Origin of the sequence: Lysinibacillus sp. NPDC093197, assembly GCF_044754025.1 — a bacterium.
GTDB lineage: Bacteria > Bacillota > Bacilli > Bacillales_A > Planococcaceae > Lysinibacillus.
The window spans coordinates 207,622-233,116 of sequence record NZ_JBIVOH010000007.1 but is presented as its reverse complement, the minus strand read 5'-3'; the positions used below and the strand labels follow the sequence as shown (position 1 = coordinate 233,116).

The 25,495-nt window shown below is 38.1% G+C and carries 41 protein-coding genes and 1 pseudogene; 2 read left to right on the top strand and 40 right to left on the bottom strand.

Features of this window, described 5'->3' with window-relative positions:
* Nucleotides 1-293 precede the first annotated feature (293 nt).
* Entirely contained in the window at nucleotides 294-950 is a 657-nt protein-coding gene (locus ACIP9G_RS18015) for a hypothetical protein (protein ID WP_401021124.1), read from the top strand.
* Between the two features lie 47 nt (nucleotides 951-997).
* Here ACIP9G_RS18015 and ACIP9G_RS18010 read toward each other — a convergent pair whose 3' ends face one another.
* Nucleotides 998-1,672 carry a KinB-signaling pathway activation protein gene (locus ACIP9G_RS18010; RefSeq protein ID WP_340821798.1) on the bottom strand — a complete coding sequence of 225 codons (675 nt, stop codon included), beginning with the start codon at nucleotides 1,670-1,672 and terminating at the stop codon, nucleotides 998-1,000.
* A gap of 151 nt (nucleotides 1,673-1,823) precedes the next feature.
* On the opposite strand from ACIP9G_RS18010, the gene gerD reads away from it, so the two are divergent.
* Entirely contained in the window at nucleotides 1,824-2,432 is a 609-nt protein-coding gene (gerD, locus tag ACIP9G_RS18005) for a spore germination lipoprotein GerD (RefSeq protein WP_340821796.1), read from the top strand.
* Between the two features lie 51 nt (nucleotides 2,433-2,483).
* Here the strand turns inward: gerD and ACIP9G_RS18000 are convergent, their stop codons facing one another.
* The 39 genes and pseudogenes from ACIP9G_RS18000 to rplB form a co-directional block, all read right to left on the bottom strand.
* Nucleotides 2,484-3,539 carry a P-loop NTPase gene (locus ACIP9G_RS18000; RefSeq protein ID WP_401021122.1) on the bottom strand — a complete coding sequence of 352 codons (1,056 nt, stop codon included), beginning with the start codon at nucleotides 3,537-3,539 and terminating at the stop codon, nucleotides 2,484-2,486.
* A 72-nt stretch (nucleotides 3,540-3,611) separates the two neighbouring features.
* Nucleotides 3,612-4,325: an N-acetylmuramoyl-L-alanine amidase gene (locus tag ACIP9G_RS17995; RefSeq protein ID WP_340821793.1), complete on the bottom strand. Its 714-nt coding sequence runs from the start codon at nucleotides 4,323-4,325 to the stop codon at nucleotides 3,612-3,614.
* A gap of 145 nt (nucleotides 4,326-4,470) precedes the next feature.
* Nucleotides 4,471-4,947 carry a YxiG family protein gene (locus tag ACIP9G_RS17990; protein WP_340821790.1) on the bottom strand — a complete coding sequence of 159 codons (477 nt, stop codon included), beginning with the start codon at nucleotides 4,945-4,947 and terminating at the stop codon, nucleotides 4,471-4,473.
* 32 nt (nucleotides 4,948-4,979) lie between these two features.
* Complete coding sequence (locus tag ACIP9G_RS17985) at nucleotides 4,980-5,423, bottom strand: YxiG family protein (RefSeq protein ID WP_401021119.1); 444 nt, start codon at nucleotides 5,421-5,423, stop codon at nucleotides 4,980-4,982.
* A 74-nt stretch (nucleotides 5,424-5,497) separates the two neighbouring features.
* Nucleotides 5,498-5,944 carry a YxiG family protein gene (locus tag ACIP9G_RS17980; protein WP_340821788.1) on the bottom strand — a complete coding sequence of 149 codons (447 nt, stop codon included), beginning with the start codon at nucleotides 5,942-5,944 and terminating at the stop codon, nucleotides 5,498-5,500.
* A 39-nt stretch (nucleotides 5,945-5,983) separates the two neighbouring features.
* A complete protein-coding gene (locus ACIP9G_RS17975) occupies nucleotides 5,984-6,442 on the bottom strand; it encodes a YxiG family protein (protein ID WP_401021116.1) in 459 nt (152 codons plus the stop codon).
* 123 nt (nucleotides 6,443-6,565) lie between these two features.
* A complete protein-coding gene (locus ACIP9G_RS17970) occupies nucleotides 6,566-7,099 on the bottom strand; it encodes a S8 family peptidase (RefSeq protein ID WP_401021114.1) in 534 nt (177 codons plus the stop codon).
* Nucleotides 7,100-8,359: 1,260 nt separating this feature from the next.
* Nucleotides 8,360-8,752: a 30S ribosomal protein S9 gene (gene rpsI, locus ACIP9G_RS17965; protein WP_004233744.1), complete on the bottom strand. Its 393-nt coding sequence runs from the start codon at nucleotides 8,750-8,752 to the stop codon at nucleotides 8,360-8,362.
* Between the two features lie 25 nt (nucleotides 8,753-8,777).
* The gene (gene rplM / locus ACIP9G_RS17960) at nucleotides 8,778-9,215 is read right to left on the bottom strand and encodes a 50S ribosomal protein L13 (RefSeq protein WP_173479261.1); all 438 of its coding nucleotides are present in this window, start codon (nucleotides 9,213-9,215) and stop codon (nucleotides 8,778-8,780) included.
* Between the two features lie 270 nt (nucleotides 9,216-9,485).
* Nucleotides 9,486-10,226, bottom strand: a complete 741-nt coding sequence (gene truA / locus ACIP9G_RS17955; RefSeq protein WP_401021113.1) for a tRNA pseudouridine(38-40) synthase TruA — start codon at nucleotides 10,224-10,226, stop codon at nucleotides 9,486-9,488.
* A 12-nt stretch (nucleotides 10,227-10,238) separates the two neighbouring features.
* Complete coding sequence (locus ACIP9G_RS17950; protein ID WP_340821781.1) at nucleotides 10,239-11,036, bottom strand: energy-coupling factor transporter transmembrane component T family protein; 798 nt, start codon at nucleotides 11,034-11,036, stop codon at nucleotides 10,239-10,241.
* Complete coding sequence (locus ACIP9G_RS17945) at nucleotides 11,033-11,905, bottom strand: energy-coupling factor ABC transporter ATP-binding protein (protein WP_401021110.1); 873 nt, start codon at nucleotides 11,903-11,905, stop codon at nucleotides 11,033-11,035. The genes ACIP9G_RS17950 and ACIP9G_RS17945 overlap by 4 nt, the downstream gene beginning before the upstream one ends.
* Complete coding sequence (locus ACIP9G_RS17940) at nucleotides 11,881-12,726, bottom strand: energy-coupling factor ABC transporter ATP-binding protein (RefSeq protein ID WP_340821777.1); 846 nt, start codon at nucleotides 12,724-12,726, stop codon at nucleotides 11,881-11,883. The genes ACIP9G_RS17945 and ACIP9G_RS17940 overlap by 25 nt, the downstream gene beginning before the upstream one ends.
* 385 nt (nucleotides 12,727-13,111) lie before the next feature.
* The gene (rplQ, locus tag ACIP9G_RS17935) at nucleotides 13,112-13,492 is read right to left on the bottom strand and encodes a 50S ribosomal protein L17 (protein WP_010860588.1); all 381 of its coding nucleotides are present in this window, start codon (nucleotides 13,490-13,492) and stop codon (nucleotides 13,112-13,114) included.
* A 56-nt stretch (nucleotides 13,493-13,548) separates the two neighbouring features.
* The gene (locus ACIP9G_RS17930) at nucleotides 13,549-14,493 is read right to left on the bottom strand and encodes a DNA-directed RNA polymerase subunit alpha (RefSeq protein ID WP_004233733.1); all 945 of its coding nucleotides are present in this window, start codon (nucleotides 14,491-14,493) and stop codon (nucleotides 13,549-13,551) included.
* A gap of 139 nt (nucleotides 14,494-14,632) precedes the next feature.
* On the bottom strand, nucleotides 14,633-15,022 hold the full coding sequence (gene rpsK / locus ACIP9G_RS17925; RefSeq protein ID WP_004233731.1) for a 30S ribosomal protein S11: 390 nt from the start codon (nucleotides 15,020-15,022) through the stop codon (nucleotides 14,633-14,635).
* A gap of 25 nt (nucleotides 15,023-15,047) precedes the next feature.
* Entirely contained in the window at nucleotides 15,048-15,413 is a 366-nt protein-coding gene (rpsM, locus tag ACIP9G_RS17920; protein WP_024364357.1) for a 30S ribosomal protein S13, read from the bottom strand.
* A 24-nt stretch (nucleotides 15,414-15,437) separates the two neighbouring features.
* On the bottom strand, nucleotides 15,438-15,551 hold the full coding sequence (gene rpmJ, locus ACIP9G_RS17915) for a 50S ribosomal protein L36 (protein WP_000868344.1): 114 nt from the start codon (nucleotides 15,549-15,551) through the stop codon (nucleotides 15,438-15,440).
* Nucleotides 15,552-15,588: 37 nt separating this feature from the next.
* Nucleotides 15,589-15,807 carry a translation initiation factor IF-1 gene (infA, locus tag ACIP9G_RS17910; protein WP_004233690.1) on the bottom strand — a complete coding sequence of 73 codons (219 nt, stop codon included), beginning with the start codon at nucleotides 15,805-15,807 and terminating at the stop codon, nucleotides 15,589-15,591.
* Nucleotides 15,808-15,895: 88 nt separating this feature from the next.
* A pseudogene (locus ACIP9G_RS17905) lies at nucleotides 15,896-15,973 on the bottom strand (type I methionyl aminopeptidase); the annotation flags it as partial.
* 249 nt (nucleotides 15,974-16,222) lie between these two features.
* Complete coding sequence (locus tag ACIP9G_RS17900; RefSeq protein ID WP_340821776.1) at nucleotides 16,223-16,876, bottom strand: adenylate kinase; 654 nt, start codon at nucleotides 16,874-16,876, stop codon at nucleotides 16,223-16,225.
* Nucleotides 16,877-16,945: 69 nt separating this feature from the next.
* Nucleotides 16,946-18,241 carry a preprotein translocase subunit SecY gene (gene secY / locus ACIP9G_RS17895; RefSeq protein WP_173479259.1) on the bottom strand — a complete coding sequence of 432 codons (1,296 nt, stop codon included), beginning with the start codon at nucleotides 18,239-18,241 and terminating at the stop codon, nucleotides 16,946-16,948.
* Nucleotides 18,241-18,681 (bottom strand): 50S ribosomal protein L15, encoded by a 441-nt coding sequence (gene rplO / locus ACIP9G_RS17890; RefSeq protein WP_173479258.1) that lies wholly within the window; start codon nucleotides 18,679-18,681, stop codon nucleotides 18,241-18,243. The genes secY and rplO overlap by 1 nt, the downstream gene beginning before the upstream one ends.
* A gap of 34 nt (nucleotides 18,682-18,715) precedes the next feature.
* Nucleotides 18,716-18,898, bottom strand: a complete 183-nt coding sequence (gene rpmD / locus ACIP9G_RS17885) for a 50S ribosomal protein L30 (protein ID WP_024364361.1) — start codon at nucleotides 18,896-18,898, stop codon at nucleotides 18,716-18,718.
* Nucleotides 18,899-18,911: 13 nt separating this feature from the next.
* Nucleotides 18,912-19,415, bottom strand: coding sequence for a 30S ribosomal protein S5 (gene rpsE / locus ACIP9G_RS17880; protein ID WP_024364362.1), 504 nt, complete (start codon nucleotides 19,413-19,415; stop codon nucleotides 18,912-18,914).
* A 21-nt stretch (nucleotides 19,416-19,436) separates the two neighbouring features.
* Nucleotides 19,437-19,796 carry a 50S ribosomal protein L18 gene (rplR, locus tag ACIP9G_RS17875; protein ID WP_340821773.1) on the bottom strand — a complete coding sequence of 120 codons (360 nt, stop codon included), beginning with the start codon at nucleotides 19,794-19,796 and terminating at the stop codon, nucleotides 19,437-19,439.
* A gap of 32 nt (nucleotides 19,797-19,828) precedes the next feature.
* Nucleotides 19,829-20,368 carry a 50S ribosomal protein L6 gene (gene rplF / locus ACIP9G_RS17870; protein ID WP_340821772.1) on the bottom strand — a complete coding sequence of 180 codons (540 nt, stop codon included), beginning with the start codon at nucleotides 20,366-20,368 and terminating at the stop codon, nucleotides 19,829-19,831.
* A gap of 30 nt (nucleotides 20,369-20,398) precedes the next feature.
* Nucleotides 20,399-20,797 (bottom strand): 30S ribosomal protein S8, encoded by a 399-nt coding sequence (gene rpsH / locus ACIP9G_RS17865; RefSeq protein ID WP_008181717.1) that lies wholly within the window; start codon nucleotides 20,795-20,797, stop codon nucleotides 20,399-20,401.
* Between the two features lie 29 nt (nucleotides 20,798-20,826).
* On the bottom strand, nucleotides 20,827-21,012 hold the full coding sequence (locus ACIP9G_RS17860) for a type Z 30S ribosomal protein S14 (protein WP_004233656.1): 186 nt from the start codon (nucleotides 21,010-21,012) through the stop codon (nucleotides 20,827-20,829).
* 22 nt (nucleotides 21,013-21,034) lie between these two features.
* The gene (gene rplE / locus ACIP9G_RS17855) at nucleotides 21,035-21,574 is read right to left on the bottom strand and encodes a 50S ribosomal protein L5 (RefSeq protein ID WP_340821771.1); all 540 of its coding nucleotides are present in this window, start codon (nucleotides 21,572-21,574) and stop codon (nucleotides 21,035-21,037) included.
* Between the two features lie 29 nt (nucleotides 21,575-21,603).
* The gene (gene rplX / locus ACIP9G_RS17850) at nucleotides 21,604-21,912 is read right to left on the bottom strand and encodes a 50S ribosomal protein L24 (protein WP_107925086.1); all 309 of its coding nucleotides are present in this window, start codon (nucleotides 21,910-21,912) and stop codon (nucleotides 21,604-21,606) included.
* A gap of 35 nt (nucleotides 21,913-21,947) precedes the next feature.
* The gene (rplN, locus tag ACIP9G_RS17845; protein ID WP_004233650.1) at nucleotides 21,948-22,316 is read right to left on the bottom strand and encodes a 50S ribosomal protein L14; all 369 of its coding nucleotides are present in this window, start codon (nucleotides 22,314-22,316) and stop codon (nucleotides 21,948-21,950) included.
* A 43-nt stretch (nucleotides 22,317-22,359) separates the two neighbouring features.
* Nucleotides 22,360-22,623 (bottom strand): 30S ribosomal protein S17, encoded by a 264-nt coding sequence (rpsQ, locus tag ACIP9G_RS17840; protein ID WP_024364366.1) that lies wholly within the window; start codon nucleotides 22,621-22,623, stop codon nucleotides 22,360-22,362.
* Nucleotides 22,624-22,641: 18 nt separating this feature from the next.
* The gene (gene rpmC, locus ACIP9G_RS17835) at nucleotides 22,642-22,842 is read right to left on the bottom strand and encodes a 50S ribosomal protein L29 (protein ID WP_004233646.1); all 201 of its coding nucleotides are present in this window, start codon (nucleotides 22,840-22,842) and stop codon (nucleotides 22,642-22,644) included.
* The gene (rplP, locus tag ACIP9G_RS17830) at nucleotides 22,832-23,266 is read right to left on the bottom strand and encodes a 50S ribosomal protein L16 (RefSeq protein WP_010860599.1); all 435 of its coding nucleotides are present in this window, start codon (nucleotides 23,264-23,266) and stop codon (nucleotides 22,832-22,834) included. Before rplP ends, rpmC begins: the two co-directional genes overlap by 11 nt.
* A gap of 1 nt (nucleotide 23,267) precedes the next feature.
* Nucleotides 23,268-23,921 (bottom strand): 30S ribosomal protein S3, encoded by a 654-nt coding sequence (gene rpsC, locus ACIP9G_RS17825; RefSeq protein WP_340821766.1) that lies wholly within the window; start codon nucleotides 23,919-23,921, stop codon nucleotides 23,268-23,270.
* Nucleotides 23,922-23,924: 3 nt separating this feature from the next.
* Entirely contained in the window at nucleotides 23,925-24,269 is a 345-nt protein-coding gene (gene rplV / locus ACIP9G_RS17820) for a 50S ribosomal protein L22 (RefSeq protein ID WP_004233639.1), read from the bottom strand.
* Between the two features lie 22 nt (nucleotides 24,270-24,291).
* A complete protein-coding gene (gene rpsS, locus ACIP9G_RS17815; protein WP_004233637.1) occupies nucleotides 24,292-24,570 on the bottom strand; it encodes a 30S ribosomal protein S19 in 279 nt (92 codons plus the stop codon).
* Between the two features lie 60 nt (nucleotides 24,571-24,630).
* A complete protein-coding gene (gene rplB, locus ACIP9G_RS17810) occupies nucleotides 24,631-25,461 on the bottom strand; it encodes a 50S ribosomal protein L2 (RefSeq protein ID WP_340821765.1) in 831 nt (276 codons plus the stop codon).
* Nucleotides 25,462-25,495: the final 34 nt, after the last annotated feature.

The window sequence follows — 25,495 nt, the reverse complement described above, 5'->3', positions numbered from 1 at the left end:
GCCAGGATCAAACTCTCCATAAAAGAAATTTGATTAGCTCAAATTGTTTTGCTGGCATCAATTTTGATGTCCAAAATTTTGTTTCGTTCACTAACATATGTTAGTTAATAAAAACTATATTGATTACGTTTTGCTTGTTCAGTTTTCAAGGTTCATTTTGTTTCGTTTGTCGCGTCATCTCTTGGCGACTTATACATAATAACATCGATTAATCATGAAAGTCAACATAAAATCATAAGTTTTTTTAAGGAGTTTATTTTTATGTTTAAATTTATAGAAATGGGGTTTTTAATATGCTTCGTAAAACGTTGATATCACTAGTGGTCATAGTAATATTGTTTATCTTTATTAAACCAATAAATTCTACGATGATTTCTGTATTTAATATTGCTAATGCACCGACGGTTGTAACAAAAGGGCATTATGGCACTTCGCTTATTGTCGAAATTTCCTTTTCTGATGATAAACTTTTAGATTGGCTTAAAAATGTAAAAGCACCTTATCCGCTTCTTCTTTTAGATGCGGCATGGATTGAACGATCACCTGAGCATCTAAAAGTAATACAAGAAAGAAAACTGCCCACAGGATTACTAGGTCCCGAGGATTCAGTAGAAGAACCAATTGATATTGCATTGCTGCAAAAAGATGTTGGTACTTATGAAAAATATTTAAAGACAACACCACTTTGGTTTGCTACACGAAATCATCAGTATTCTCAGGATTTACAAAAAAGCTTATTTCAAAAACAAATAAATCTTCTTTCTCCTTCACTCATTTGGCAAGGAGAAAAAACGCCCGAATTACAAAAAGGAGATTTTTTATTTCTTCCTTTACATCAAGACACTAAGGTCACTTTTAAAGAGTTAAATACATTATTGCAACAAAATAAATTTATGTCGATTGAAGAAAATATATTCGGTTACTCAGTACAATCAAAAAAAACCCCATAATAAAAGTAGCCTCATCTATATGTGAGGCTACTCATTTTCCACGTTAACTATGCATTTTTTGCCTGATTAAGTCGCGCTTTACGTCGTTCTTCTAATTTTTTACGATCTTCATCGGATTTTGCGTTGTATTTTGGTAATACTAATAATTGATATGCATTTACAGCTAGTAATGGGAATAACAATAATGCAACATATTCGTTAATATTTTCATCGCGCCCCATTAATGCGATTGTCCACTCTAATGTTGTAACAACAATCATAAAAAATAATGCAGACACTAGAACATGTTTTTTTCCTGTCATTTTAACTTTTTGTACAGCTGTAGCAATTGAAGCGAAAATTAATACAATTAACAAACCTAAATAAAATACCCAGCTTTGTCCATCCTTTATACCAGGTACAAAACGGAAGAACACAATATCAAAAATGGTAATAACAATTAATAATAGCTGTACCCAATTCCATAATGTCAGTGTTCTAAAGATGTTAACACCTACCTGATGGAGCGTTAAATAAGCAAAAAAGCCTGCCTGTGCGATAACACTCATCGTAAACCCTAGGAATACCATCCATAAAATCCCTGCTAAAAATTCACCCCATTGACCATTTGCTACATATGGTTGAAAGAAGCTCCATCGAATAAACAAACTAAAAATTCCGTTGACTACGCCACCAACGAGCATTGCAAAGAAGAAAAACTTTGCCCAATTTCGTATCGTCACAACTCAAAGTCCCCCAATTTCTTCATATATCTGTAATCATTTTAACAATGCATTGTTAAAAAAGCTATTTCTCTTCGCAAGCTATACATAAAGTCATCATAAATGTGAACAATAATTGAAAGAGTCTATCTATAGAAAGGACTGATGTTTAATGCGAAAATTGACTTTATTACTGATTTTGACGCTTTTTCTTGCTGCCTGCTCTCAACAAGATAAAACCTCTACCATGTCTTATGATGAGATAAAAAAAATTATGATTGACTCTCTACAAACAGAGGATGGTAAAAAGGCGTTACGACAGCTTCTAGAGGAACCGAGTTTTCGTGAATTATTGATATTAGAACATGATGAAGTGAAAAAGGCGACAGAAGAGACTTTGCTTTCAAAAGAAGCTGAGGATTTTTGGAAAAAGACATTTGAAGATCCAAAGTTCAAAGAAACTGTAGCCAAAAGTATGCAAAAACAGCAATCGGATATTATGAAGGAACTAATGAAAGATCCGACATTCCAAAAGGATATGGAGTCATTCTTTGGTCAACCTGATATGCAAAAGCAAATGGAGACGATTTTAAAATCATCCAATCTTCGCAAGCAAATGGAGGAAGTCGTAAAGGAAACGATTGAAAGTCCACTAATGCAAGCGAAATGGCTGGAGCTTATCAAAAAGAGCGGTGAAAGTACTTCATCGGAAAGCGATAGTAAAAAAGAAGCTAGCGGTGAAAGTGATGGCAGCGCAAATAAGGATGACAAAAGCAAATAACTTCACAAAACAAAAAGGATTTCCTCGAATAGCCGAGGAAATCCTTTTTGATTATTTATTTAATTTTTCAATGATTTTCGAAGCAATATCTAAATAAGTTTGTCCTGTAGAATGATTTTCGGCATACACAGAAGGCGCGAAATCTTCATCAGTCCAATCTGGCTGACCTAGTGGAATTTGTCCAAGTAGCTCTGTACGAAGTTCTTCAGTTAATTTTGCACCGCCACCTTGGCCAAATACAAATTCACGTTCCCCTGATTTTGACTCAAACCACGCCATATTTTCAATAACGCCTAGAATCTCATGTTCTGTTTGTAGAGCCATTGCACCTGCACGAGCTGCAACGAATGCTGCTGTTGGATGAGGCGTTGTCACAACAATTTCTTTTGAAGAAGGTAACATTTGATGAATATCTAAAGCAACGTCGCCTGTTCCTGGTGGTAAATCTAATAGAAGGTAATCTAGTTCTCCCCATTCTACATCACGGAAAAATTGATCTAATACCTTTCCAAGCATTGGCCCACGCCAAACGATTGGTGCGTTATTCTCAACAAAGAATCCCATTGAAATCACTTTTACACCAAAACGGTCAACAGGGTAAATACGATTATCCACTACTTTCGGCATATCTGTAACACCCATCATATCGGGCACACTGAATCCATAAATGTCGGCATCAATTAAGCCTACTTTTTTACCAAGGCGTGCTAAAGCAACCGCTAAGTTAACAGATACTGTAGATTTCCCTACGCCACCTTTACCAGATGCAATTGAAATTACCTGCACTGTGCTTAGTGGTGATAAAATATCTTGAGCTTCTGCTTCTGTTGCTGTTCCACGGAAGCTTTGCAGTTTTTCTGCCGATAACTCTTCAAAACGAATACCAACAGTGTTAGCGCCCGCTTCTTTTAATACATCCACAATTTTCATTTGAAGCTGCATTTGTTCGGGTGTATTTGTTTTAGCAATAGCAATTTTTACACTCACATGATTTTTTTCTTCTTTAATTGATACATTCGTAATACCGTCTGTTTCTGCTAAGGTTTTATGTAAAAATGGATCTTGTAGTTGTCCCAGTTTTTCTCGTACTTGTTGTTCAGTTATCACGACGAACACTCCCCTTATTTTCTGTCAATGTTAGTATATCATAATGCTCTGATTTACATAGCAGCTGTTGCTCTATTCAATTTTCCCAAGTAAGTAGTCTTCAATACCTTCAACGATAGCAGTTGCCATTTTCTCTTGATATTTTTTATCGACTAATAGTGCACGTTCCTCATCATTACTGATAAATCCAGTCTCCACTAACGCAGCTGGTACTTCCGCCTTTTTCAACAAGTAGATTTGTTTAATCGATAATGCTTCCCGATCCGTATTTTGTAAGTTCGTTCGAATAGATTGCTGAATGCTCTTCGCTAGCAATTCCCCATCAGCATGTCCTTCTTTATGATAAAACACCTGCGCTCCACGCCACTTTGTTTCAGGAATTGCATTAGCGTGAATTGTTATAAAAATATCTGGTTGTTCTTTTGCAACAATATCCTTTCGTAAAAAGATATCCTGCTTTTTTCGTTCCCTCAATGTACCAAATTTTTCTGATGGCGCGTGTTCTTCAATAACATCCCCATCCTTTGTACGTGTCATCACGACCGTAGCGCCCTTCTTCTTTAATTGCTTCTCCACATGCTGAGCAATTGCAAGTGTAATTTCCTTTTCAATTACTTCGCCCTTTGAAGCACCTCCATCCTGACCACCGTGTCCCGCATCGATGACAATTTTTATGCCACCTAGTGGGTCAGGTAAGAAGAAGTTGCGGTCCGAAGCATTCGTTTCATATGCCACGACCACTATACTCATCAGCATAATTACTCCTAGTGCAAGCCAGCGCTTCACCCATATCCACCACCCTTTATAGATAGTGTACGAAGTTAGTGATGGAACTATGCTAGAAAGTAAACAAAAAAAACTCCCAAGCTTCTTGAGAGTTTAAAATGTATGATTTATGTTTCGGTACGCTCCACGCACAGCTTCTAGTCAATCAACTTTCATCTTCCCATTTCAGTTCATTTTCTGGCGCGATTAAATCTTTAAAAAACTTACCTTCAAAAACTACACGATTCGCTTCTATAAAGAAACAGGCTTTATTGTTAATGTGGAAGCTAAAATTTGTAGTAGATGAAATTTCTTCTATACCTTTTAATTCTGGATCTAAACTTTCGATTGTAATTTTGTCAACGCCATTTGGATGATAGCTAATCCCTGTTAGCAATTGCTCATCTCCGTAATCGTAGTCATTTAAACGAATGCCCTCTATATTTTCGAGCTGACACATGTAGAAAGACAGTACTTGTTCAAAGAATACGACCTTTTTCAAAACTTCTTGTTTGTATTTTTTAGCGACAACTAATTTAACGGTTTCTCCAAAATAACCTATATCTACATTCATCACGACACCGAACTCTACTTCTTCCGATAAAAGCATTTGAATTTCTTCCATTATTTTTTCTTGTTCCATAATATCTCCTTCACTTAAAAGAATTCACGTTTTTAAGGAACTAACAAATTATTAAACACTTTATTATTGATTACTAAACGATTGGCTTCCAAAAAGAAATAATCTTTATTGTTTACTTGGAAATAAAAATTGGTATTTGAAGTAATTTCGATATCTTTTAAGTTGGCATTTATGTTCTCAGCTTTAATTTTACCGAAGCCATATGGGTGGTAGCTGATTTCTGACAACAATATATCATCCCCATAACCAAGCTCATTTAAACGAAATCCCTCTGCATCATCAGACTTACACATGTACAAAGAAAGTACTTGTTCAAATAATATAACTGTTTTTTCAATTAGCTTTTCACCTAAACTAACCACAATTAATTTCACATTGTCTTCAAAATAATCTATATTAATATCAACAACTATACCGAACTCAGCTTGTGTAAATAAAAGTGACTCTATTTCTTCAATTATTTTCTCCCGCTTCATAATCTATCCCTACTCTTATTTTTACTAAATTATTGAAATCAATTTAAACTTCCTACATCTAATTTAACCTCTTTTTAAAGTACTAACAAATTATTAAACACTTTATTATTGATGACTAAACGATTTGCTTCCAAAAAGAAATAATCTTTATTGTTTACTTGGAAATAAAAATTGGTATTTGAAGTAATTTCTTTAATACCTTTTAATTTTGCATTTATAGTCTCCACTATAATTTTGCCAAATCCATATGGGTGGTAGCTGATTTCTGATAATAATGCTTCGTCCTTATCATTCAGCTCTTTTAAACGAAAGCCCTCTGCATCCTCAGAATTACACACGTACACAGAAAGTACTTGTTCAAATAATAGAATGGTCTTTTTAATGCGTTTTCTGCTTGTACTAAGCACATCTAATCTTACAGTTTCCTTTAAATAATCGATTTGAACATCAAAAAGCCTTCCAAACTCTGCTTCTGTAAATAAAAGTGTCTCTATTTCTTCAATCATTTTTTCTCTCGTCATAGTATCTCCACACTACAATCAATTTTAAATATTTTTAGCTCAAGTATCCTTTTTAAACTTTAAAAGATTATTAAATTCTTTATCATTGATTACTAAGCGATTCGCTTCAAGAAAGAAATAATCTTTGTCGTTTAATTGAAAATAAAAGTTTGTATCAGCTACATTTTCTTTTATTATATTTGATTTTAAATCTATTCTGTCCAATTTAATTTTACCGAATCCATTAGGATGATAGCCTATTTCTGATAACAATACATCATCTCCATATCCTAGTTCATTTAAACGAATCCCTTCTGCTTCGTCAAACTGACACATGTATAGTGAAAGCACTTGTTCAAATAAAATCATTGTTTTTTCAATTTGTCTTCCGCTAACACCCAGCACTACTAATCTCACAGTTTTTTCGAAATAATCAATATTAAATTTATATACTCTCCCGAACTCGGCTTGTTTAAATAAAAGCTTTTCAATTTCTTCAATCATTTTGTTTCTTTCCATATTATCTCCTATTTTTTGAATTTTTTTATTAGTTTAATAATTGTAGCAGGTGAAGATTCGTCTAACTTAATATGTGTTTTTTCTTTTTTACTTTCAAAGTTACCATTTATATCTATTGATTTACTACCTACTGACATACGCCAATAAGGATCTATTAAACCCTAAATTATTACCTGCAGAACTAATAATAATCATTCCAGAATCTAAAGCTTTCTTTACTACTCTTTCTATTTCTGAATGATAACTTTGGAAACCAATACTTAAATTAAGAACATCTATTTCTTTTGTAATAGCCCATTCAACCGCATCAACAAAGTATTCTATTTCCCCCTTCCCATTTTCATTTAAATAAACAATATTAAAGAATTGAATATTCTTTTGTTCTTCTAATTCCAAGTTATTAACTATAACTGATGTAACCGCAGTACCATGCCCCAATAAATCAATTGGATTATCCACTTCCTTTTTTTCTAAAATATCGTAATTACATAAATTCAAATTTTCAAACAATTCATGTTGGACAAAAATACCACTATCAATAATGCCGACTTTTACTTTTTTATCCTCTAATGAAGTTTCATTTTCTTTGAAATATTCACAACCTAAAATTATTAATACCATTAAAAATAAAAAGAGGACGTCTTGCTTTTTAAGCATATTATTAAATACCTCTTTCCTCTATTAATTTTAGAATCAATATTTTGCATATAAAAAAAGTTAAACTTGTTTCAAGGACATCAGTTCAACCGTTAATAGTCACATAATTCAAATCTCAAATCTATAAATTAGCATGACCATATTTAGATGTTGTAACAAGGCTAATGGTAGATTTGTTCATAGAGAGCGAATGAAATTTCTTAGTATGGTAATGAAAGATTGATGTTTCTCTAAAGTGGATTGTTCGTAAGTTTTAAATCTAAAGGATAAAGCGACTCGAATCTTAGATTTTTATATTTTTGATTCTTTTAAATTAAGAGGTTGTTCAATCAGTGTTTTAAGCAAATCCAGATGCACTACGAGGGTCTAGTAAATAATTTTTGTTACAGTATTGTTTTAAAATCACCACCCACTATTTTTAGTTTTTCTATTTATCAATTGATTTAAAATCTAGCTAATTTTATGTAATCATAATTTTTAACTTTATAAAAATATAGTATCAATCATTTTTTTTTAGATTTTACAAAAAAATATATGATTTATCAATATTTTTAGAAATTTTTCCAAAGATTATATTACATAAAAGTTATTCCGATTTTTTATCTTTAAATTTATAACGTAAGAATATAGCAATAAGGAAACCAATGAAGTAGCCTGTAAATCTAAACTGTTTTGAAGTAGCAAAAATTTCAGTAGTTAAGAAATTAAAAATAACAAAGCTTACTAGTAAACACTTTGCTGCAATGTCTCGCTTCTTTTCCATATTCATTAGAATGTTTACACATCCTTTGCATATTCCTTATTATTTTCTAGTTAGTAGATGCAGAGATTCATAAATAATGATATTAAAAAGAGGTGACCATACGTAAGCTTTAATTCTTAGGATTTATTCCGATTTTTTACAATCAATTTATAACGTAAAAATGCTGCGATGAGGAATCCAATGAAGGGTACAGCATAATTAACCAGCCTTGAAAAAGTAAATATTTCTTTTAAGATAATGAAAACAATAAAGTAGGCGAGAATAAACTTGAAAGCAAGGTCTTGCTTCCTTTCCATATCCATAAGAAACTTACACATCCTTTGTTATGTAATTTTAAATCTCTAAATACCCTTCGCATCTAATATTCTTTTTTAAAAATTTTACTAAAAACTGCAAAGAATTTTCAATATTTTTAATAAGTGAACTTCATTAAAAACACAAAAAAACCCTCCCCACAAAAGTGGGAAAGGGTTTTGAAAACGTATATAATCGGTTGATTAACGTTTTGAGAACTGAGGTGCACGACGAGCGCCGCGTAGACCTGGTTTTTTACGTTCTTTCATGCGTGAATCACGAGTAAGTAATCCAGCTGATTTAAGTGCAGCACGGAAATCTGGGTCTACTTGAAGTAGAGCACGAGCGATACCATGACGTACAGCTCCAGCTTGACCAGTATATCCACCACCGTTAACGTTTACGTGGATGTCATAGCTTCCTGTAGTTTCAGTAGCTACTAATGGTTGTTTAATTACTTCACGTAATGCAGCGAATGGTACGTATTCTTCGATTTCACGTTTGTTGATAACAATTTTACCTGTACCTGGTACTAAACGTACACGAGCTACAGAGCTTTTACGGCGACCAGTGCCGATGTATTGAACTTGTGCCAAAGTAATATCCTCCTCTTAATTTATATTATCCGCGAAGCTCATAAGCTTCTGGTTTTTGTGCAGCATGTGGGTGCTCAGTTCCAGTGTAAACGTTAAGTTTACCGAACATTTTACGACCTAAAGAGTTTTTAGGAAGCATCCCTTTAATAGCTAATTCGATCATACGTGTTGGGTACTTTTCTAACATTTCACCAGCAGTACGAGTTTTTAAACCACCCGCAAATTGAGTATGGTGACGGTAAAGTTTACCCTCTAATTTGTTACCAGTTAAATGGATTTTGTCAGCGTTGATGATGATTACGTGATCACCTGTGTCAACGTTTGGTGTGAATGTTGGTTTATGTTTACCACGTAAGATTGCAGCTACTTCAGAAGCTAAACGTCCAAGAGTTTGGCCTTCTGCATCAACTACTAACCATTTACGGTCTACTTCGTGACCTTTAGCCATGAATGTTGTACGCATGTATATATCCTCCTAATCGATTCGATTACCGTTATTTTTCATTAGTCTACACTATAAGTTTCGGGGCTTATTTTGTGGTGGTAATGAAAATACCATCTGTTATCATATAATGAATGGCTTTTAAAGTCAAGCAATTTCATTAAACACCTGGTGAAGTTGTACAGGGTAACGTTTGGCATTTGCATTGGCATTTTGCCCCTCATATTTTGTTCCATTTAAAGCGAATTTCCGCTCCTATAAAACATACAGTATTCTCTTAAACAAATAGCCCTAATAGTACACTTTTTCAAGGTATAAACCTTGTGGTGGCGCCGTTTTGCCAGCCTGGTCACGATCCATCGATGCAACAACGGTCTCAACATTTTTTACTTCTCTGCGCCCTATGCCGACTTCCCATAAAGTGCCGGCAATGATGCGTACCATATTGTATAAGAAGCCACTACCTTCAATGACCATATGTAGCTCTTCACCATGCCACTCAAATTGAAGTGCGTTTACTGTTCGCACTTTATTTTGCACACTAGTATTCGCCGCGCAAAAGCATGAGAAGTCATGTGTCCCGATAATAGCACTTGCAGCCTCCTGCATCGCTTTCACGTCTGGTTTCACACCATTAGTCTCTACTGTGTAATGTCTACGGAACGGGCTTTGTACAGGCTCACAAGACCATATATAGCGATAGCGTTTTCCTGTTACACTATAACGCGCATGAAAATCATCTGCTACTTCCTCTATCGATAATACACGGATATCTCTTGGAAGCTGGACATTTAACGCCTTCATATATTTTTCTACTGGTATTGCAAGCGGCGTATCAAAATGCAGTGTTTGTCCAGTTGCATGTACTCTTGCATCAGTGCGACCACTTGCCGTTACTTTAACCTTGTTACCTTTATGCATAACAGCAAGTACACGCTCAACTTCTGCTTGTACTGTACGCTCTCCTGGTTGCACTTGATAACCAGAAAATTGCGTTCCATCATAACTAATAATTGCTTTTAATCGTCGCATAAAGCTACTCCTTTAACTTCTATAGAAAAATAATAAAACAGCCATTGCTACTAATAAGGCAAGCGCAAATGTATCACCTATATCCCACTTCAGCTTACGATAGCGCGTACGTCCTTCACCGCCACGATAGCCTCGAACCTCCATCGCAGTCGCCAAGTCCTCTGCACGTTTAAAGGCACTTACAAAGAGTGGGACTAACAGTGGAACAACCGCTTTAATGCGGTCTTTTATCGGTCCTGAAGATAGATCAGAACCACGCGCCATTTGCGCCTTCATAATCTTATCTGTCTCATCCATCAAAGTTGGAATAAAGCGCAGTGAAATGGACATCATTAGCGCTAGCTCATGAACAGGTACTTTTATTTTTTTCAATGGATTTAGCAACACCTCAATCCCATCTGTAATGGAAATCGGAGATGTTGTCAGTGTTAAAATAGACGTCATAAACACTAAAACTAGGAAACGCGTTGAAATATAAATCCCTTGGCGAACGCCGCCCTCGTAGATGGAGATAAATTTCCAATGAAATAATAGGTCGCCTTCCTTCGTCATAAAGATATGTAGCAAGAAAGTAAACGCCATTAAAAAGAGAACAGGCTTCAAGCCATTTATTAAAAAGTACAAGCGTATACGTGACACTAAAACAATGAGTAACGTAAAAGCTAATAGCATTGCATATGTTATTGTATTATTAGCTAAAAATACAATAATGATAAATGCAAAAACGAATACGAGTTTAGATCGTGGGTCAAGCTTATGAACAGGAGAATCTCCTGGCAGGAAGCGCCCGAAAATCATCTTCTCCATCATGACTCTGCACGCTCCTCTCTCAATAATCGAGCCATTTCAATCGCTAGCTCCTCTTCTGTTAAACATACCTTTGCTAGAGGTGTATTGATCATCTTTTCAACCTTTTGTTGGAAGCGTACAATACGGGGTGGCTCTAAACGAAATTGCTTTAATGTCTCAACATCCTTAAAAATCTCACGTGGTGTTCCAGTCAATACATTTTTCCCCTCATGCATAATGACGATATTGTCAGCATAACGAGCTGCATCCTCCATACTATGCGTAACGAGAATCGTCGTTAAACTACGCTCCTGATGTAATGCATAAAACATATCCATAATTTCTTTTTGTCCACGAGGATCTAGCCCAGCTGTTGGTTCGTCTAAAACAATCACCTCTGGCTCCATTGCCAATACACCCGCAATTGCTACACGTCGCATTTGTCCGCCCGATAGATCAAATGGTGATTTGTCGAGCACATTTTCAGGCAATCCAACTAATCGGACAAGCTCTCTAGCACGTATCTCGGCTTCTTTCTGTGAGACACCAAAATTCATAGGCCCGAACATAATATCCTTTAATACTGTTTCTTCAAACAGCTGATGCTCTGGAAATTGAAAAACAATACCTACACGTTGACGAACTGCCTTTAAATTCTTTGCCTTTTTACCAGCTTCCACTGTGCGCTCTCCTATTTGCACCTTGCCTGATGTTGGCTTTAGGAGTGCATTAAAATGCTGAAGAATAGTCGATTTACCGGACCCCGTATGGCCAATAATCGCTTGGTACGTGTGAGATGGAATCTCAAAGTCCACATCGAATAACGCACGTTTTTCAAAAGGTGTTCCTTGAGAGTATGCATAGCTTACTTGTTGAAGTTTGATGTCCATAAATCATTCACCAACTCTTCTTCTGTCATATGTTGTCCCATTAACGGAACACCTTCCTTTTGCAATAACTTTGATAACTTCATGGCAAACGGTAGATCAAGACCTAACTCCGTTAACTTGTCCCCCAGCGAAAAAATTTCAGCAGGTGGGCCTTCTGCAAACTTTTTGCCATCATTCATGAAAAGTATACGATCCGCCAACATGGCTTCTTCTAAATCGTGTGTAATCGATAAAACTGTTAGCCCTGTTTCTGCACGTAATGTTTGTACAGTTTGTAAAACCTCTATACGTCCTTGTGGATCTAACATAGATGTTGCCTCATCTAAAATGAGCAACTTTGGCTTCAAAGCTAATGCTCCTGCGATAGCGACGCGTTGCTTCTGTCCGCCTGATAAATGATGTGGCTCATGATCCAAAAAACTGCTCATCTTTACTTGTTCTAGTGATGCATGTACACGCTTTACCATCTCTTCAAACGGTATGCCGTTATTTTCAAGAGCAAAGGCAACATCATCTTGTACTGTAGCTCCTACAAATTGATTGTCTGGATTTTGAAAAACCATCCCCATTTGCGAGCGACATTCCCACAGATTATCTTCATTTAATACTTCTCGTAATATACGTACATCTCCCTGTTGCGGGAATAGTAAACCATTCATTAGTTTGGCTATCGTTGATTTACCAGAACCATTATGGCCAACTATAGCAATCCATTCACCTTCCTGTACGGCGAAGCTTACATTTTCGACAGCATTTCGCAGCTCTGGATCTTCAGGTGTATATGAAAACGTCACATTATTTAACGATAAAATTTCGGGCATTTCTAGAACTCCTCTCTACATGCTCAGCTATACTAACTAACTTACACTTTTTTATGTATGAATTCTACCACAATCAATATGTCGGTATAAGAAAAGTGCCTAAGCGCTTATTCCTATATATTAAAAAAAGCACCATCAATTGGCGCTGTTAATAATAAAAAAGCGCGCACCTCATTCGATAGAAATGCGCTAGTCGTTACATTTACAAGAAACACGGGTGCTCAAGCCCTTGCTTCTTTTGAATGAGGTGCGGAGAGCTAAACGAGACGCCACACTAAAGTGCCCGCTCATCATAACGCTCAGCTTAATTATTTGTCGTATAAATCGTTTTATAAAGAAAGAGGGTGGTGGTTCCACCCTCTTCACCACTTGTTTTCTCTTATGATTAAACTAATTCAATCACAACAACAGGTGCACCGTCACCACGACGAGGACCTACTTTAAGAATACGAGTGTAACCACCTTGACGTTCTGCGTAACGTGGTGCAACATCATCAAATAGCTTTTGTAGCGCAAATGAAGTTGTTTCGTTACCTTCTTCGTCAGTAGTTGTTACTAGTTCACGACGGATGAATGCAGCAGCTTGACGGCGTGCATGTAAATCTCCGCGTTTACCTAAAGTAATCATTTTTTCAACAGCTTTACGTACTTCTTTAGCGCGAGCCTCAGTAGTTTCGATACGCTCGTTGATGATTAAATCAGTAGCTAAGTCACGTAACATCGCTTTACGTTGAGAACTTGTACGACCAAGTTTTCTGTAACCCATGGATGTTTCCCTCCTTTATAAAAAATATCTGATCTTATAAGTTTTGTTTAAATCGCTTAGTCTTCTTTGCGTAACCCTAAACCAAGCTCTTCTAACTTCGCTTTTACCTCTTCTAATGACTTACGTCCAAGGTTACGAACTTTCATCATGTCGTCTTCTGACTTATTCGCAAGTTCTAGTACTGTATTAATACCAGCGCGTTTTAAGCAGTTGTAAGAACGAACAGAAAGATCAAGTTCTTCAATAGTCATCTCTAAAACTTTTTCTTTTTGATCTTCTTCTTTTTCGACCATGATTTCAGCAGTTTGTGCCTCATCTGTCATGCCAACGAAGATGTTTAGATGCTCGGTTAAAATTTTTGCTCCGAGCGAAATCGCCTCTTTCGGACCGATGCTACCATCTGTCCACACATCAAGAGAAAGTTTATCGTAGTCAGAAGACTGACCTACACGAGTATTTTCCACTTGGAAATTGACGCGTGATACTGGAGTGTAAATAGAGTCGATCGGGATCACGCCGATAGGAAGATCCTCACGTTTGTTTTGATCAGCAGGAGTGTAACCACGGCCGCGTTGAGCGTACATACGCATACGTAAATGACCGTTTTTAGCGATTGTTGCAATATATAGATCTGGGTTTAAAATTTCTACGTCACTGTCATGTGTAATGTCAGCAGCCGTAACTGTACCATCGCCCTTTACATCAATCTCAATAACTTTTTCTTCGTCAGAGTAGATTTTAAGAGCAAGCTTTTTCACGTTCAAAATAATTGAAGCTACATCTTCTACAACGCCTTCTACAGTAGAGAATTCGTGAAGTACACCATCAATTTGGATTGAAGTGACAGCAGCTCCTGGTAATGAAGACAGAAGGATACGACGTAAAGAATTACCCAAAGTGTTTCCATATCCGCGTTCAAGCGGTTCTACAACAAACTTTCCATATTTGGAATCTTCGCTGATCTCCACCGTTTCAATCTTTGGTTTTTCAATTTCGATCATTTCATTTACCCTCCTTCAAAACATCGAATGTATAGGTTCTTTCCATCATAGATTCGATCGTCATTGACGTATCGTTTAATATCTGCACAAGACAGTCTGTACAAAAAATGATGTTCTCATACAATATGAGACGCACCCATTACACGCGACGACGTTTTGGCGGACGGCAACCATTGTGAGGAACTGGAGTAACGTCTTTAATAGCAGTTACTTCTAAACCAGCAGCTTGAAGTGCACGAATTGCAGCTTCACGACCAGCACCAGGACCTTTAACAGTTACTTCCAACGTTTTCAGACCATGTTCAAGGGATGTTTTAGCAGCAGTTTCTGCAGCCATTTGTGCAGCGAATGGTGTAGATTTACGTGAACCACGGAAACCAAGAGCACCAGCACTTGACCAAGATACAGCGTTACCTTGCATATCTGTAATCGTTACAATTGTATTGTTAAATGTAGAACGAATGTGTGCAATACCAGATTCGATATTCTTTTTCACACGACGTTTACGAGTTTGTTGTTTACGAGCCATGTTAAGAAGGAACCTCCTTTACGTATTATTTTTTCTTGTTCGCAACTGTTTTACGAGGACCTTTACGCGTACGCGCATTGTTCTTCGTATTTTGACCACGAACAGGTAAACCACGACGGTGACGGATACCACGGAATGAACCGATTTCCATCAGACGTTTAATATTTAATGAAGTTTCGCGACGTAAGTCACCTTCAAGTTTGTAAGAATCTAATTGTTCACGGATTAGGTTTAACTGATCTTCAGTTAAGTCGCGTACGCGTGTATCTTCTGAAATACCTGCGCCAGCTAATACTTTCTGAGCTGTAGTTTTACCAATACCGTAAATGTAAGTTAATGAAATTACCACGCGTTTGTCGCGAGGAATGTCAACACCAGCAATACGTGCCATGTACGTTGTGCACCTCCTTTAGAATCAACCTTGTTTTTGTTTGTGTTTAGGATTTTCACAGATTACCATTACTTTACCGCGTCGGCGAATTACTTTACATTTTTCGCAGATCGGTTTCACAGATGGTCTCACTTTCATCTAACCTAACCTCCTTAATAGTCCGGAGCGCAAAAGATTATTTAAAACGGTATGTGATACGACCGCGAGTTAAATCATAAGGAGATAACTCGATAGTAACCTTATCTCCAGGTAGAATACGGATAAAGTGCATACGAATCTTACCAGATACGTGTGCTAAAATCACATGTCCATTTTCTAATTCTACCTTAAACATCGCGTTTGGCAAAGTCTCAACAACTGTTCCTTCGACTTCAATTACATCATCTTTCGCCATCTACTCTGTCTCTCCTCTCTATATGCAAATTAAAGTTCTCATCGTTACATCAAACGGATATCTGCTGCAACTATAGAAGCAACCTCGTTTCAACATATGTTTGGATTGTATGAGAGATGTTTGAAAGACGCTCGTCTGGTTTCGCTTCACACAATCCACGGAATATACAGGACCAGTTTGGGCACTGAATCTCCCATGTTTACACGAATACCGGAATGTCTTTGATGAGATATTCATACCCGTTACACAGATGCTTCCACGAAACCCATTATACTCTCCCAAAAGTAATGTTGCACTTTTTAAAAGAAATATATACCGGGCACAATATGCTTTTGCAACTCTCAAAAAAATTATGTTTCGGTGTTGCTCCCGCATGCCTCCCGCGGAAGCAGTATTCTGCGCCCGGAGCCGGGTATCAGCTGCGGCTGCTCTGTAAAAGAGCATCAAGATCAGCAAACACTTTATTAATATCTTGCTGTCCATCAATATTTGTTAACACACCTTTTGCTTCATAGAAGTTGAGCAAAGGTTGTGCTTGATTCATATTTACTTCCAGACGGTTTGCAACCGTTTCAGGATTATCATCCGCACGTGTGTAAAGCTCGCCGCCATCTTTATCACATTTACCTTCCACAGCTGGTGGATTGAAAATTAAATGATAAGATGTACCACATGTTTTACAAATACGACGACCTGATAAACGAGCAATAAGCTCATCTTTTTCAACTTGAATGTTTAACGTATGCTCAATAGCTTTACCAAGATCAGCTAAAATGCTATCTAATGCTTCAGCTTGTGGAACAGTACGTGGGAATCCATCTAATAAGAAGCCCTTTTCACAATCAGGTTTAGCAAGTCGCTCGCGAACAATTCCAATCGTTACTTCATCAGGTACTAGAGCACCTTGATCCATAAACGATTTAGCCTGTAAGCCTAGTTCTGTACCATCTTTAATAGCGGCACGGAACATATCTCCTGTAGAAATATGAGGAATTGCGTACTTCTCTACAATTTTATCTGCCTGTGTACCTTTACCAGCACCTGGCAGACCCATTAAAACGATATTCATCGGAAATAGTCCTCCCACAAAAGGTTTGCTGATTTTTAGGAAACGAAGATCGTTCCCTAAAAATCAACATTATTTCATAAAGCCTTTGTAGTGACGTTTAACAAGTTGGGATTCTAGCTGTTTCATCGTTTCTAGCGCTACGCCGACTACGATAATTATACTAGTACCACCGATTTGCACTGAAGCAGGTAGATTCATAAGGTTGATGAATATAATCGGCATTACAGCAATTACAGTTAAGAATATCGCGCCAACAAAAGTCAGACGATATAACACGCTTGTTAAATACGTTTGAGTGTTTTCACCCGGGCGAATACCTGGAATGTAAGCACCTTGTTTTTTCAAGTTGTCTGCCACATTTTCCGGATTCACTTGTACGAATGCGTAGAAATATGTGAACGCGACGATCAATGCAACGTAAATCAACATCCCAACAGGTTTCTGATAATCAAACGTGTTTTCAATGAATGTTGTTACATCATTTTGACCAAAGAACGCTGCTAACGTACGAGGCGTAACAAGGAACGCTACTGAGAAGATTACCGGAATAACCCCTGCAGCATTTACTTTTAACGGTAAGTGCGTTTGTTGACCACCTGTTTGTTGATTGCGTCCAGTAACTCGTTTTGCATATTGAATTGGGATTTTACGAAGTGCTTGTTGCACGTAAATTACACCAACGACAATTGCAAGTAAAATCAAAGCAAGTAATGCAAGGATGATAATGTTAATAAACAGTTTATCACCAGCACCCTCTATTTGTTGTGCATAAATTTGGTTTATTCCTGTAGGTAATGCTGCAACGATACCTGCGAAAATTACAACAGAAATACCATTACCAACACCATGTGCAGTAATTTGCTCAGCAAGCCATACAAGGAAAGCTGTACCAGCTGTCAATACAATTGAAATTGTAACGTAAGTTAGAATTCCCTCTTCTTTAATCAAAGATCCACCATACATTTTGTTGAAACCAAATGACATCGCGAATGATTGGATAAAAGCAAGAATAATTGTAAAGTAGCGAGTAAATTGTGCAAGTTTACGTCTTCCGACTTCACCTTGCTTTGCCCACTCAGCAAACTTCGGTACTACGTCCATTTGCAATAACTGAACAATAATTGAGGCTGTGATGTATGGCATAATTCCCATCGCGAAGATAGAGAAGTTTTTCAAAGCACCACCGCCAAAAGTATTGAGGAAACCAACGAGGTTAAACTCATCAGTTGCCTTTAATACATTTGCGTCAACGTTCGGTACTGGTATGAATGTACCAATACGGAAAACGATTAACATTAAAAGAGTGAAAATGATTTTATTTCTTATATCTCGAACACGCATAAAGTTAGAGATTGTCTGAAACATTAAATCACCTCAGTAGTTCCGCCGGCATTCTCAATTGCTTCTTTCGCTGAAGCTGAGAATTTATGAGCTTTAACTGTAAGCTTTTTGTTAAGTGTTCCGTTTCCAAGAACTTTAATTCCAGCTTTTTCATTGCTCACAAGACCAGTTTCAAGTAATAATGCAGTTGTTACTTCTGCACCGTCTTCGAAACGGTTTAATGTGTCAAGGTTAACGATAGCGTATTCTTTACGGTTAATGTTCGTAAAGCCACGTTTTGGTAAACGACGGAATAACGGGTTTTGTCCGCCCTCAAATCCTGGGCGTACACCGCCGCCAGATCGAGAGTTTTGACCTTTATGACCTCTACCCGCAGTTTTACCGTTACCAGAACCGATACCACGACCAACGCGATTGCGTTGCTTACGAGAACCTTCTGCTGGTTTTAACTCATGCAGTTTCATAGTGGGTGGCACCTCCTTGTTCATTAATTGAAAATTAATTTTCTTTTACAGTAACTAAGTGAGCTACTTTATCAAGCATACCGCGAGTAGCTGCATTATCAGCTTTCTCAACAGTTTGATTTAATTTACGTAAACCAAGTGCTTCAATAGTTTTACGTTGTGCCGGTTTAGAACCGATCACAGATTTTGTAAGGGTGATTTCTAATTTGTTAGCCATTATTATTCCCCCCTTATCCTAATATTTCTTCCACTGATTTGCCACGTAATTTTGCAACGTCCTCTACGCGTTTTAATTCAGTTAAACCTTGAACAGTAGCACGCACCATGTTAATTGGTGTGTTAGATCCAAGTGATTTTGAAAGAATATCAGTAATACCAGCAAGTTCTAGTACGGCACGTACTGGACCACCAGCGATAACCCCTGTACCAGGAGCAGCAGGTTTGATTAGGATTTCTCCTGCACCGAAGCGACCAAGCACTAAGTGTGGAGTTGTTCCACCTACACGTGGCACTTCGATTAAGTTTTTCTTCGCATCTTCAACAGCTTTACGGATAGCATCTGGCACCTCTTGAGCTTTACCAGTACCGAAACCAACATGTCCGTTTCTATCGCCAACTACAACTAATGCTGTGAAGCGGAAGCGACGTCCACCTTTAACAACTTTAGCAACACGGTTAATAGTAACTACGCGTTCTTCAAGTTCTCCAAGTTTGTTTGCGTCAATTCGACTCATGAAATGTGTCCCTCCTTCTTATTAAAATTCTAAACCGTTCTCACGTGCAGCTTCAGCTAAAGCTTTAACACGTCCATGATATAAGTAACCACCACGGTCAAATACTATAGCAGTAATATTTTTTTCCGCAGCGCGTTTCGCGATTGTTTCACCGATTTTTGATGCAGCCTCAACGTTGTTACCAGCACCTTCAAAATCATTCTCTTGAGAAGATGCGCTAACAATAGTTACGCCTGCTACGTCATCGATAAGTTGAGCGTAGATGTTCTTGTTAGAACGGAATACGTTTAAGCGTGGACGCTCAGCAGTACCCGAAATTTTAGAACGTACTCGCGCATGACGTTTTTTACGAACTTGATTTTTATCCTGTTTCGTAATCACAAGGGTCACTCCTTTCTAATGCTTAGGCAGCATTATTTACCTGTTTTACCTTCTTTACGACGAACGTATTCGCCTTCGTAACGGATACCTTTACCTTTATACGGCTCTGGTGGACGAACGTCACGGATATTCGATGCAAGAGCGCCAACGCGTTCTTTGCTGATACCTTTAACGATGATTTTTGTGTTAGAAGGAACTTCTACTTCAAGACCATCTTCTGGTGTGAACTCAACTGGGTGAGAGTAACCTACGTTAAGTACAAGCTTTTTACCTTGTAATTGCGCACGGTAACCGACACCGATAAGTTCTAATGATTTTTCGAAACCTACAGAAACACCAGTAACCATGTTCGCTAATAGCGCACGAGTTGTACCGTGGTTTGTGCGGTGTTCTTTTGAATCAGAAGGTCGAGATACAGAGATCACATTACCTTCTTGCTCAATTTTCATATCTTGGTGGAAAGAACGAACAAGTTCGCCTTTAGGACCTTTAACAGTAACAGTGTTGTCAGCTTCGACAGTAACAGTTACGTTAGCTGGTACCTCGATAATTTTTTTACCTACACGAGACATTTAGTTGCACCTCCATTCATTTATTGCTAATTACCAAACGTATGCTAGAACTTCGCCGCCAACTTGTTTAGCGCGAGCTTCTTTATCTGTTAATAAACCTTGTGAAGTTGACACTAAAGCGATACCAAGACCGTTCAGTACTTTAGGAACTTCATTTGTTTTAGCATATACACGTAGACCTGGTTTAGAAATACGTTTTAGGCCAGTGATAACGCGTTCGTTATCTTTACCGTATTTTAAGAAGATACGGATGATACCTTGTTTGTTGTCTTCCACGTATTCTACGTCACGTACGAAACCTTCACGCTTTAAAATTTCAGCGATTTCTTTTTTCACGTTGGAAGCGGGTACTTCTAACTTCTCGTGACGAACCATGTTCGCATTACGAATGCGAGTTAGCATATCTGCAATCGGATCAGTCATTGTCATTACATTTACCTCCTTCCCAAATTAGGGGATTACCAGCTGGCTTTTTTCACGCCAGGAATTTGTCCCTTATATGCAAGTTCTCGGAAACAAATACGGCAAAGTTTGAATTTGCGATATACTGAGTGTGGACGACCACAGCGTTCACAACGTGTATATTCTTGCACTTTAAACTTTTGCTTACGTTGTTGTTTAACGATCATAGATTTTTTAGCCACGTTTTCGCCCTCCTTGTTTAAATTACTTTTGGAACGGCATACCGAATTGTGTCAATAACTCGCGAGATTCTTCGTCAGAGTTCGCTGTCGTTACGATCACGATGTCCATACCGCGTACTTTTGAAACTTTATCGTAATCGATTTCTGGGAAAATTAATTGCTCTTTAACACCTAGAGTGTAGTTACCGCGACCATCGAATGCTTTTTTAGAAACACCACGGAAGTCACGTACACGAGGTAATGCGATTGCGATTAATTTATCCAAGAATTCATACATACGCTCACCGCGTAATGTAACTTTAGCACCGATAGGCATACCTTCACGTAGACGGAAACCTGCGATCGATTTTTTAGCTTTAGTTACTACTGGTTTTTGACCAGTGATAATTGTCAATTCTTCTACAGCTGCATCTAGCGCTTTAGAGTTTTGAACTGCGTCGCCAACACCCATGTTGATAACGATTTTATCAACTTTTGGAAGTTGCATTACTGATTTATATCCAAATTTGCTCATTAGAGCAGGAGAAACTTCATTTAAATATTTTTCTTTTAGGCGGCTCATGTGTGTACCTCCCTTCTTTTATTTACTAATTAGTCGATTACTGCACCTGATTTTTTTGCAACACGAACTTTTTTACCGTTTTCGATTTTATAACCTACACGAGTCGGCTCGCCAGATTTAGGATCGATTAGCATTACGTTCGAAACGTGAATTGCAGCCTCTTGGCTAACAATCCCACCTTGTGGATTCAATTGGTTAGGTTTAACGTGTTTTTTCACGATGTTTACACCTTCAACAAGAACGCGATCTTGTTTAGGGAAAGAAGCAAGGATTACTCCTTCTTTGCCTTTGTCCTTACCAGTGATAACCTTAACCTTGTCACCTTTTTTTACATGCATGCTGTCGCACCTCCTTGATTGGCACTGTCATGAAATTAAAGAACTTCTGGAGCTAGAGAAACGATTTTCATGAAGTTGCTGTCACGTAATTCACGTGCAACAGGTCCGAAAATACGAGTTCCGCGTGGTGATTTATCATCACGAATAATTACACAAGCATTTTCATCAAATTTGATGTAAGTACCGTCTTTACGGCGAACGCCTGATTTAGTACGAACGATAACAGCTTTAACAACGTCACCCTTCTTGACAACGCCACCTGGTGTTGCTTTCTTAACTGTACAAACAACGATATCACCGATGTTAGCAGTTTTACGGCCAGAGCCACCAAGCACTTTAATTGTAAGAACTTCACGTGCACCTGAGTTGTCAGCAACTTTCATACGACTTTCTTGTTGGATCACTTAGGTTACCTCCCTTCGGAAATTGGTTGTTCCGAAATAGTTATTAAATAATAACCGCTTTTTCTACAACTTCAACTAGACGGAAACGTTTAGTAGCTGATAGCGGGCGAGTCTCCATGATACGTACGATATCACCGATTTTCGCTTGGTTTTGCTCATCATGAGCTTTAAACTTTTTAGAGTACTTTACACGTTTACCATATAGCTTATGCTTTTTGTGAGTTTCAACTAAAACAGAAATTGTTTTGTCCATTTTATCTGAAACGACGCGGCCCGTGTAAACTTTGCGTTGATTACGCTCAGTCATACTTGAAAACCTCCTTTATCAGTTATTTGCACTGATTTCTCTTTCACGAATAACAGTTTTCATACGCGCGATTGCTTTACGCACTTCACGAATACGAGCTGTGTTTTCTAATTGACCAGTCGCCAATTGGAAGCGAAGGTTGAAAAGCTCTTCTTTCAGTGATTTCACTTTTAATTCAATTTCAGAAGTGGCAAGGTCACGGATTTCATTAGCTTTCATTAGATTCACCACCAGTTTCTTGACGTTTTACGATCTTACATTTCACAGGAAGCTTATGTGATGCTAAACGAAGTGCTTCACGTGCAATCTCTTCAGATACACCAGCAATTTCGAACATTACTTTTCCTGGTTTAACAACTGCTACCCAACCTTCAGGAGAACCTTTACCAGAACCCATGCGGACTTCTAGAGGTTTTTTCGTGTAAGGTTTGTGCGGGAAGATTTTAATCCAAACTTTACCGCCACGTTTCATGTAACGAGTCATCGCGATACGTGCAGATTCGATTTGACGGTTAGTAATCCAGCTAGCAGTTTGAGCTTGTAAGCCCCATTCGCCGAAAGATACTTCTTTGCCGCCTTTCGCTTCGCCACGCATGTTTCCGCGGTGTTCACGACGGTATTTTACGCGTTTAGGCAATAACATATTATTTGCCTCCTTCCACAGATTTCTTCGTAGGAAGAACTTCACCACGGTAGATCCATACTTTAACGCCTAATTTACCGTAAGTAGTGTCAGCTTCTGCGTGTGCATAGTCGATGTCAGCACGTAGAGTATGAAGTGGAACAGTTCCTTCACTATAGTGTTCAGCACGCGCGATATCAGCGCCACCTAAACGACCAGATACTTGTGTTTTAATTCCTTTTGCTCCAGCACGGATTGTGCGTTGGATCGCTTGCTTTTGCGCACGACGGAATGAAACACGGTTTTCTAATTGACGAGCGATGTTTTCAGCTACTAGACGAGCGTCAAGATCAGCACGTTTAATTTCGATAATGTTGATGTGTACACGTTTACCAGTTAGTTCGCCAAGGTATTTACGAAGGTTTTCAACTTCAGTACCACCTTTACCGATTACCATCCCTGGTTTAGCAGTGTGAATTGTAATGTTTACACGGTTTGCAGCACGTTCGATTTCAACTTTAGAAACAGAAGCGTCTTTAAGAGCCGTTTCAATATATTTACGCACTTTGATGTCTTCGTGAAGTAGAGTTGCATAGTCTTTTTCAGCGTACCATTTTGACTCCCAGTCACGAATAATACCAACGCGCAGTCCTATTGGATGTACTTTTTGACCCACGGATTAACCCTCCTTCTTCTCAGATACCACTAAAGTGATGTGGCTTGTGCGTTTGTTAATTGCGCTTGCACGTCCTTGTGCACGTGGACGGAAACGTTTTAATGTTGGACCTTCATCAACAAATACTTCAGAAACAACTAAAGAGTTGATGTCTAGATCGTAGTTGTGCTCAGCATTAGCAACTGCAGATTTTAATACTTTCTCAACGACTGGAGACGCCGCTTTTGGAGTATGACGTAAAATTGCAACTGCCTCACCTACTTGCTTACCTCGGATTAAGTCTACAACTAGACGGACTTTACGAGGAGCGATACGTACTGTGCGAGCGATAGCTTTAGCTTGTGTCATTAGGAATTACCTCCTCTCAAAATTAGCGTCTTGTTTTCTTGTCGTCTGCACCGTGACCTTTATAAGTACGTGTCGGCGCGAATTCACCAAGTTTGTGGCCTACCATATCTTCTGTTACGTATACAGGAACATGTTTACGTCCATCATATACAGCAATTGTTAATCCGATGAAGTTCGGGAAGATTGTAGAACGGCGAGACCAAGTTTTAATAACTTGTTTCTTCTCAGAAGCCTCTTGTGCTTCCACTTTTTTCATTAAGTGGTCGTCAACAAAAGGTCCTTTTTTCAAACTGCGACCCATGTAGGAACCTCCCTCTGTGATTCCACCACGGCTCTCACATAGAACCGTAGTTTAACCACGTTATTTTTTACGACTACGGATGATGAATTTATCCGATTTGTTTTTCTTGTTACGAGTTTTGTAACCAAGTGCTGGTTTACCCCAAGGAGTCATTGGTGATTTACGTCCGATTGGAGAACGTCCTTCACCACCACCGTGTGGGTGATCGTTAGGGTTCATTACAGAACCACGAACAGTTGGGCGTTTACCTAACCAACGGCTACGACCTGCTTTACCGATGTGTACAAGTTCATGTTGTTCGTTACCAACTTGACCGATTGTAGCGCGGCAAGTAGCAAGAACTAAACGTACTTCACCAGATTGTAGACGAACGATTACGTATTTGTCTTCACGACCAAGTACTTGCGCAGAAGTACCAGCAGAACGTACTAATTGTCCACCTTTACCAGGTTTTAACTCGATGTTATGGATTGTTGTACCCATTGGAATGTTTGCTAATGGTAATGCATTACCTACTTTAATATCAGCATCAGGACCAGATACGATTGTTTGACCAACCTCTAGACCTTTTGGTGCTAAGATGTAAGCTTTTGCTCCATCAGCGTAATTAATTAATGCGATATTCGCAGAACGGTTTGGATCATATTCGATAGTAGCAACTTTCGCTGGAATGCCATCTTTAATACGCTTGAAATCGATGACACGATATTGCTTCTTATGACCACCACCATGATGACGAACAGTGATTTTACCTTGGTTGTTACGACCAGCTTTGCGTTTAGTTGGTTCAAGCAATGATTTCTCAGGCTTGTTAGTTGTAATTTCCGCAAAGTCTAAAGACGTCATATTACGACGACCATTAGAGGTAGGTTTATACTTTTTAATCGCCATTGTGTTTCCCTCCTTCTTGATTGTTCAAATCATA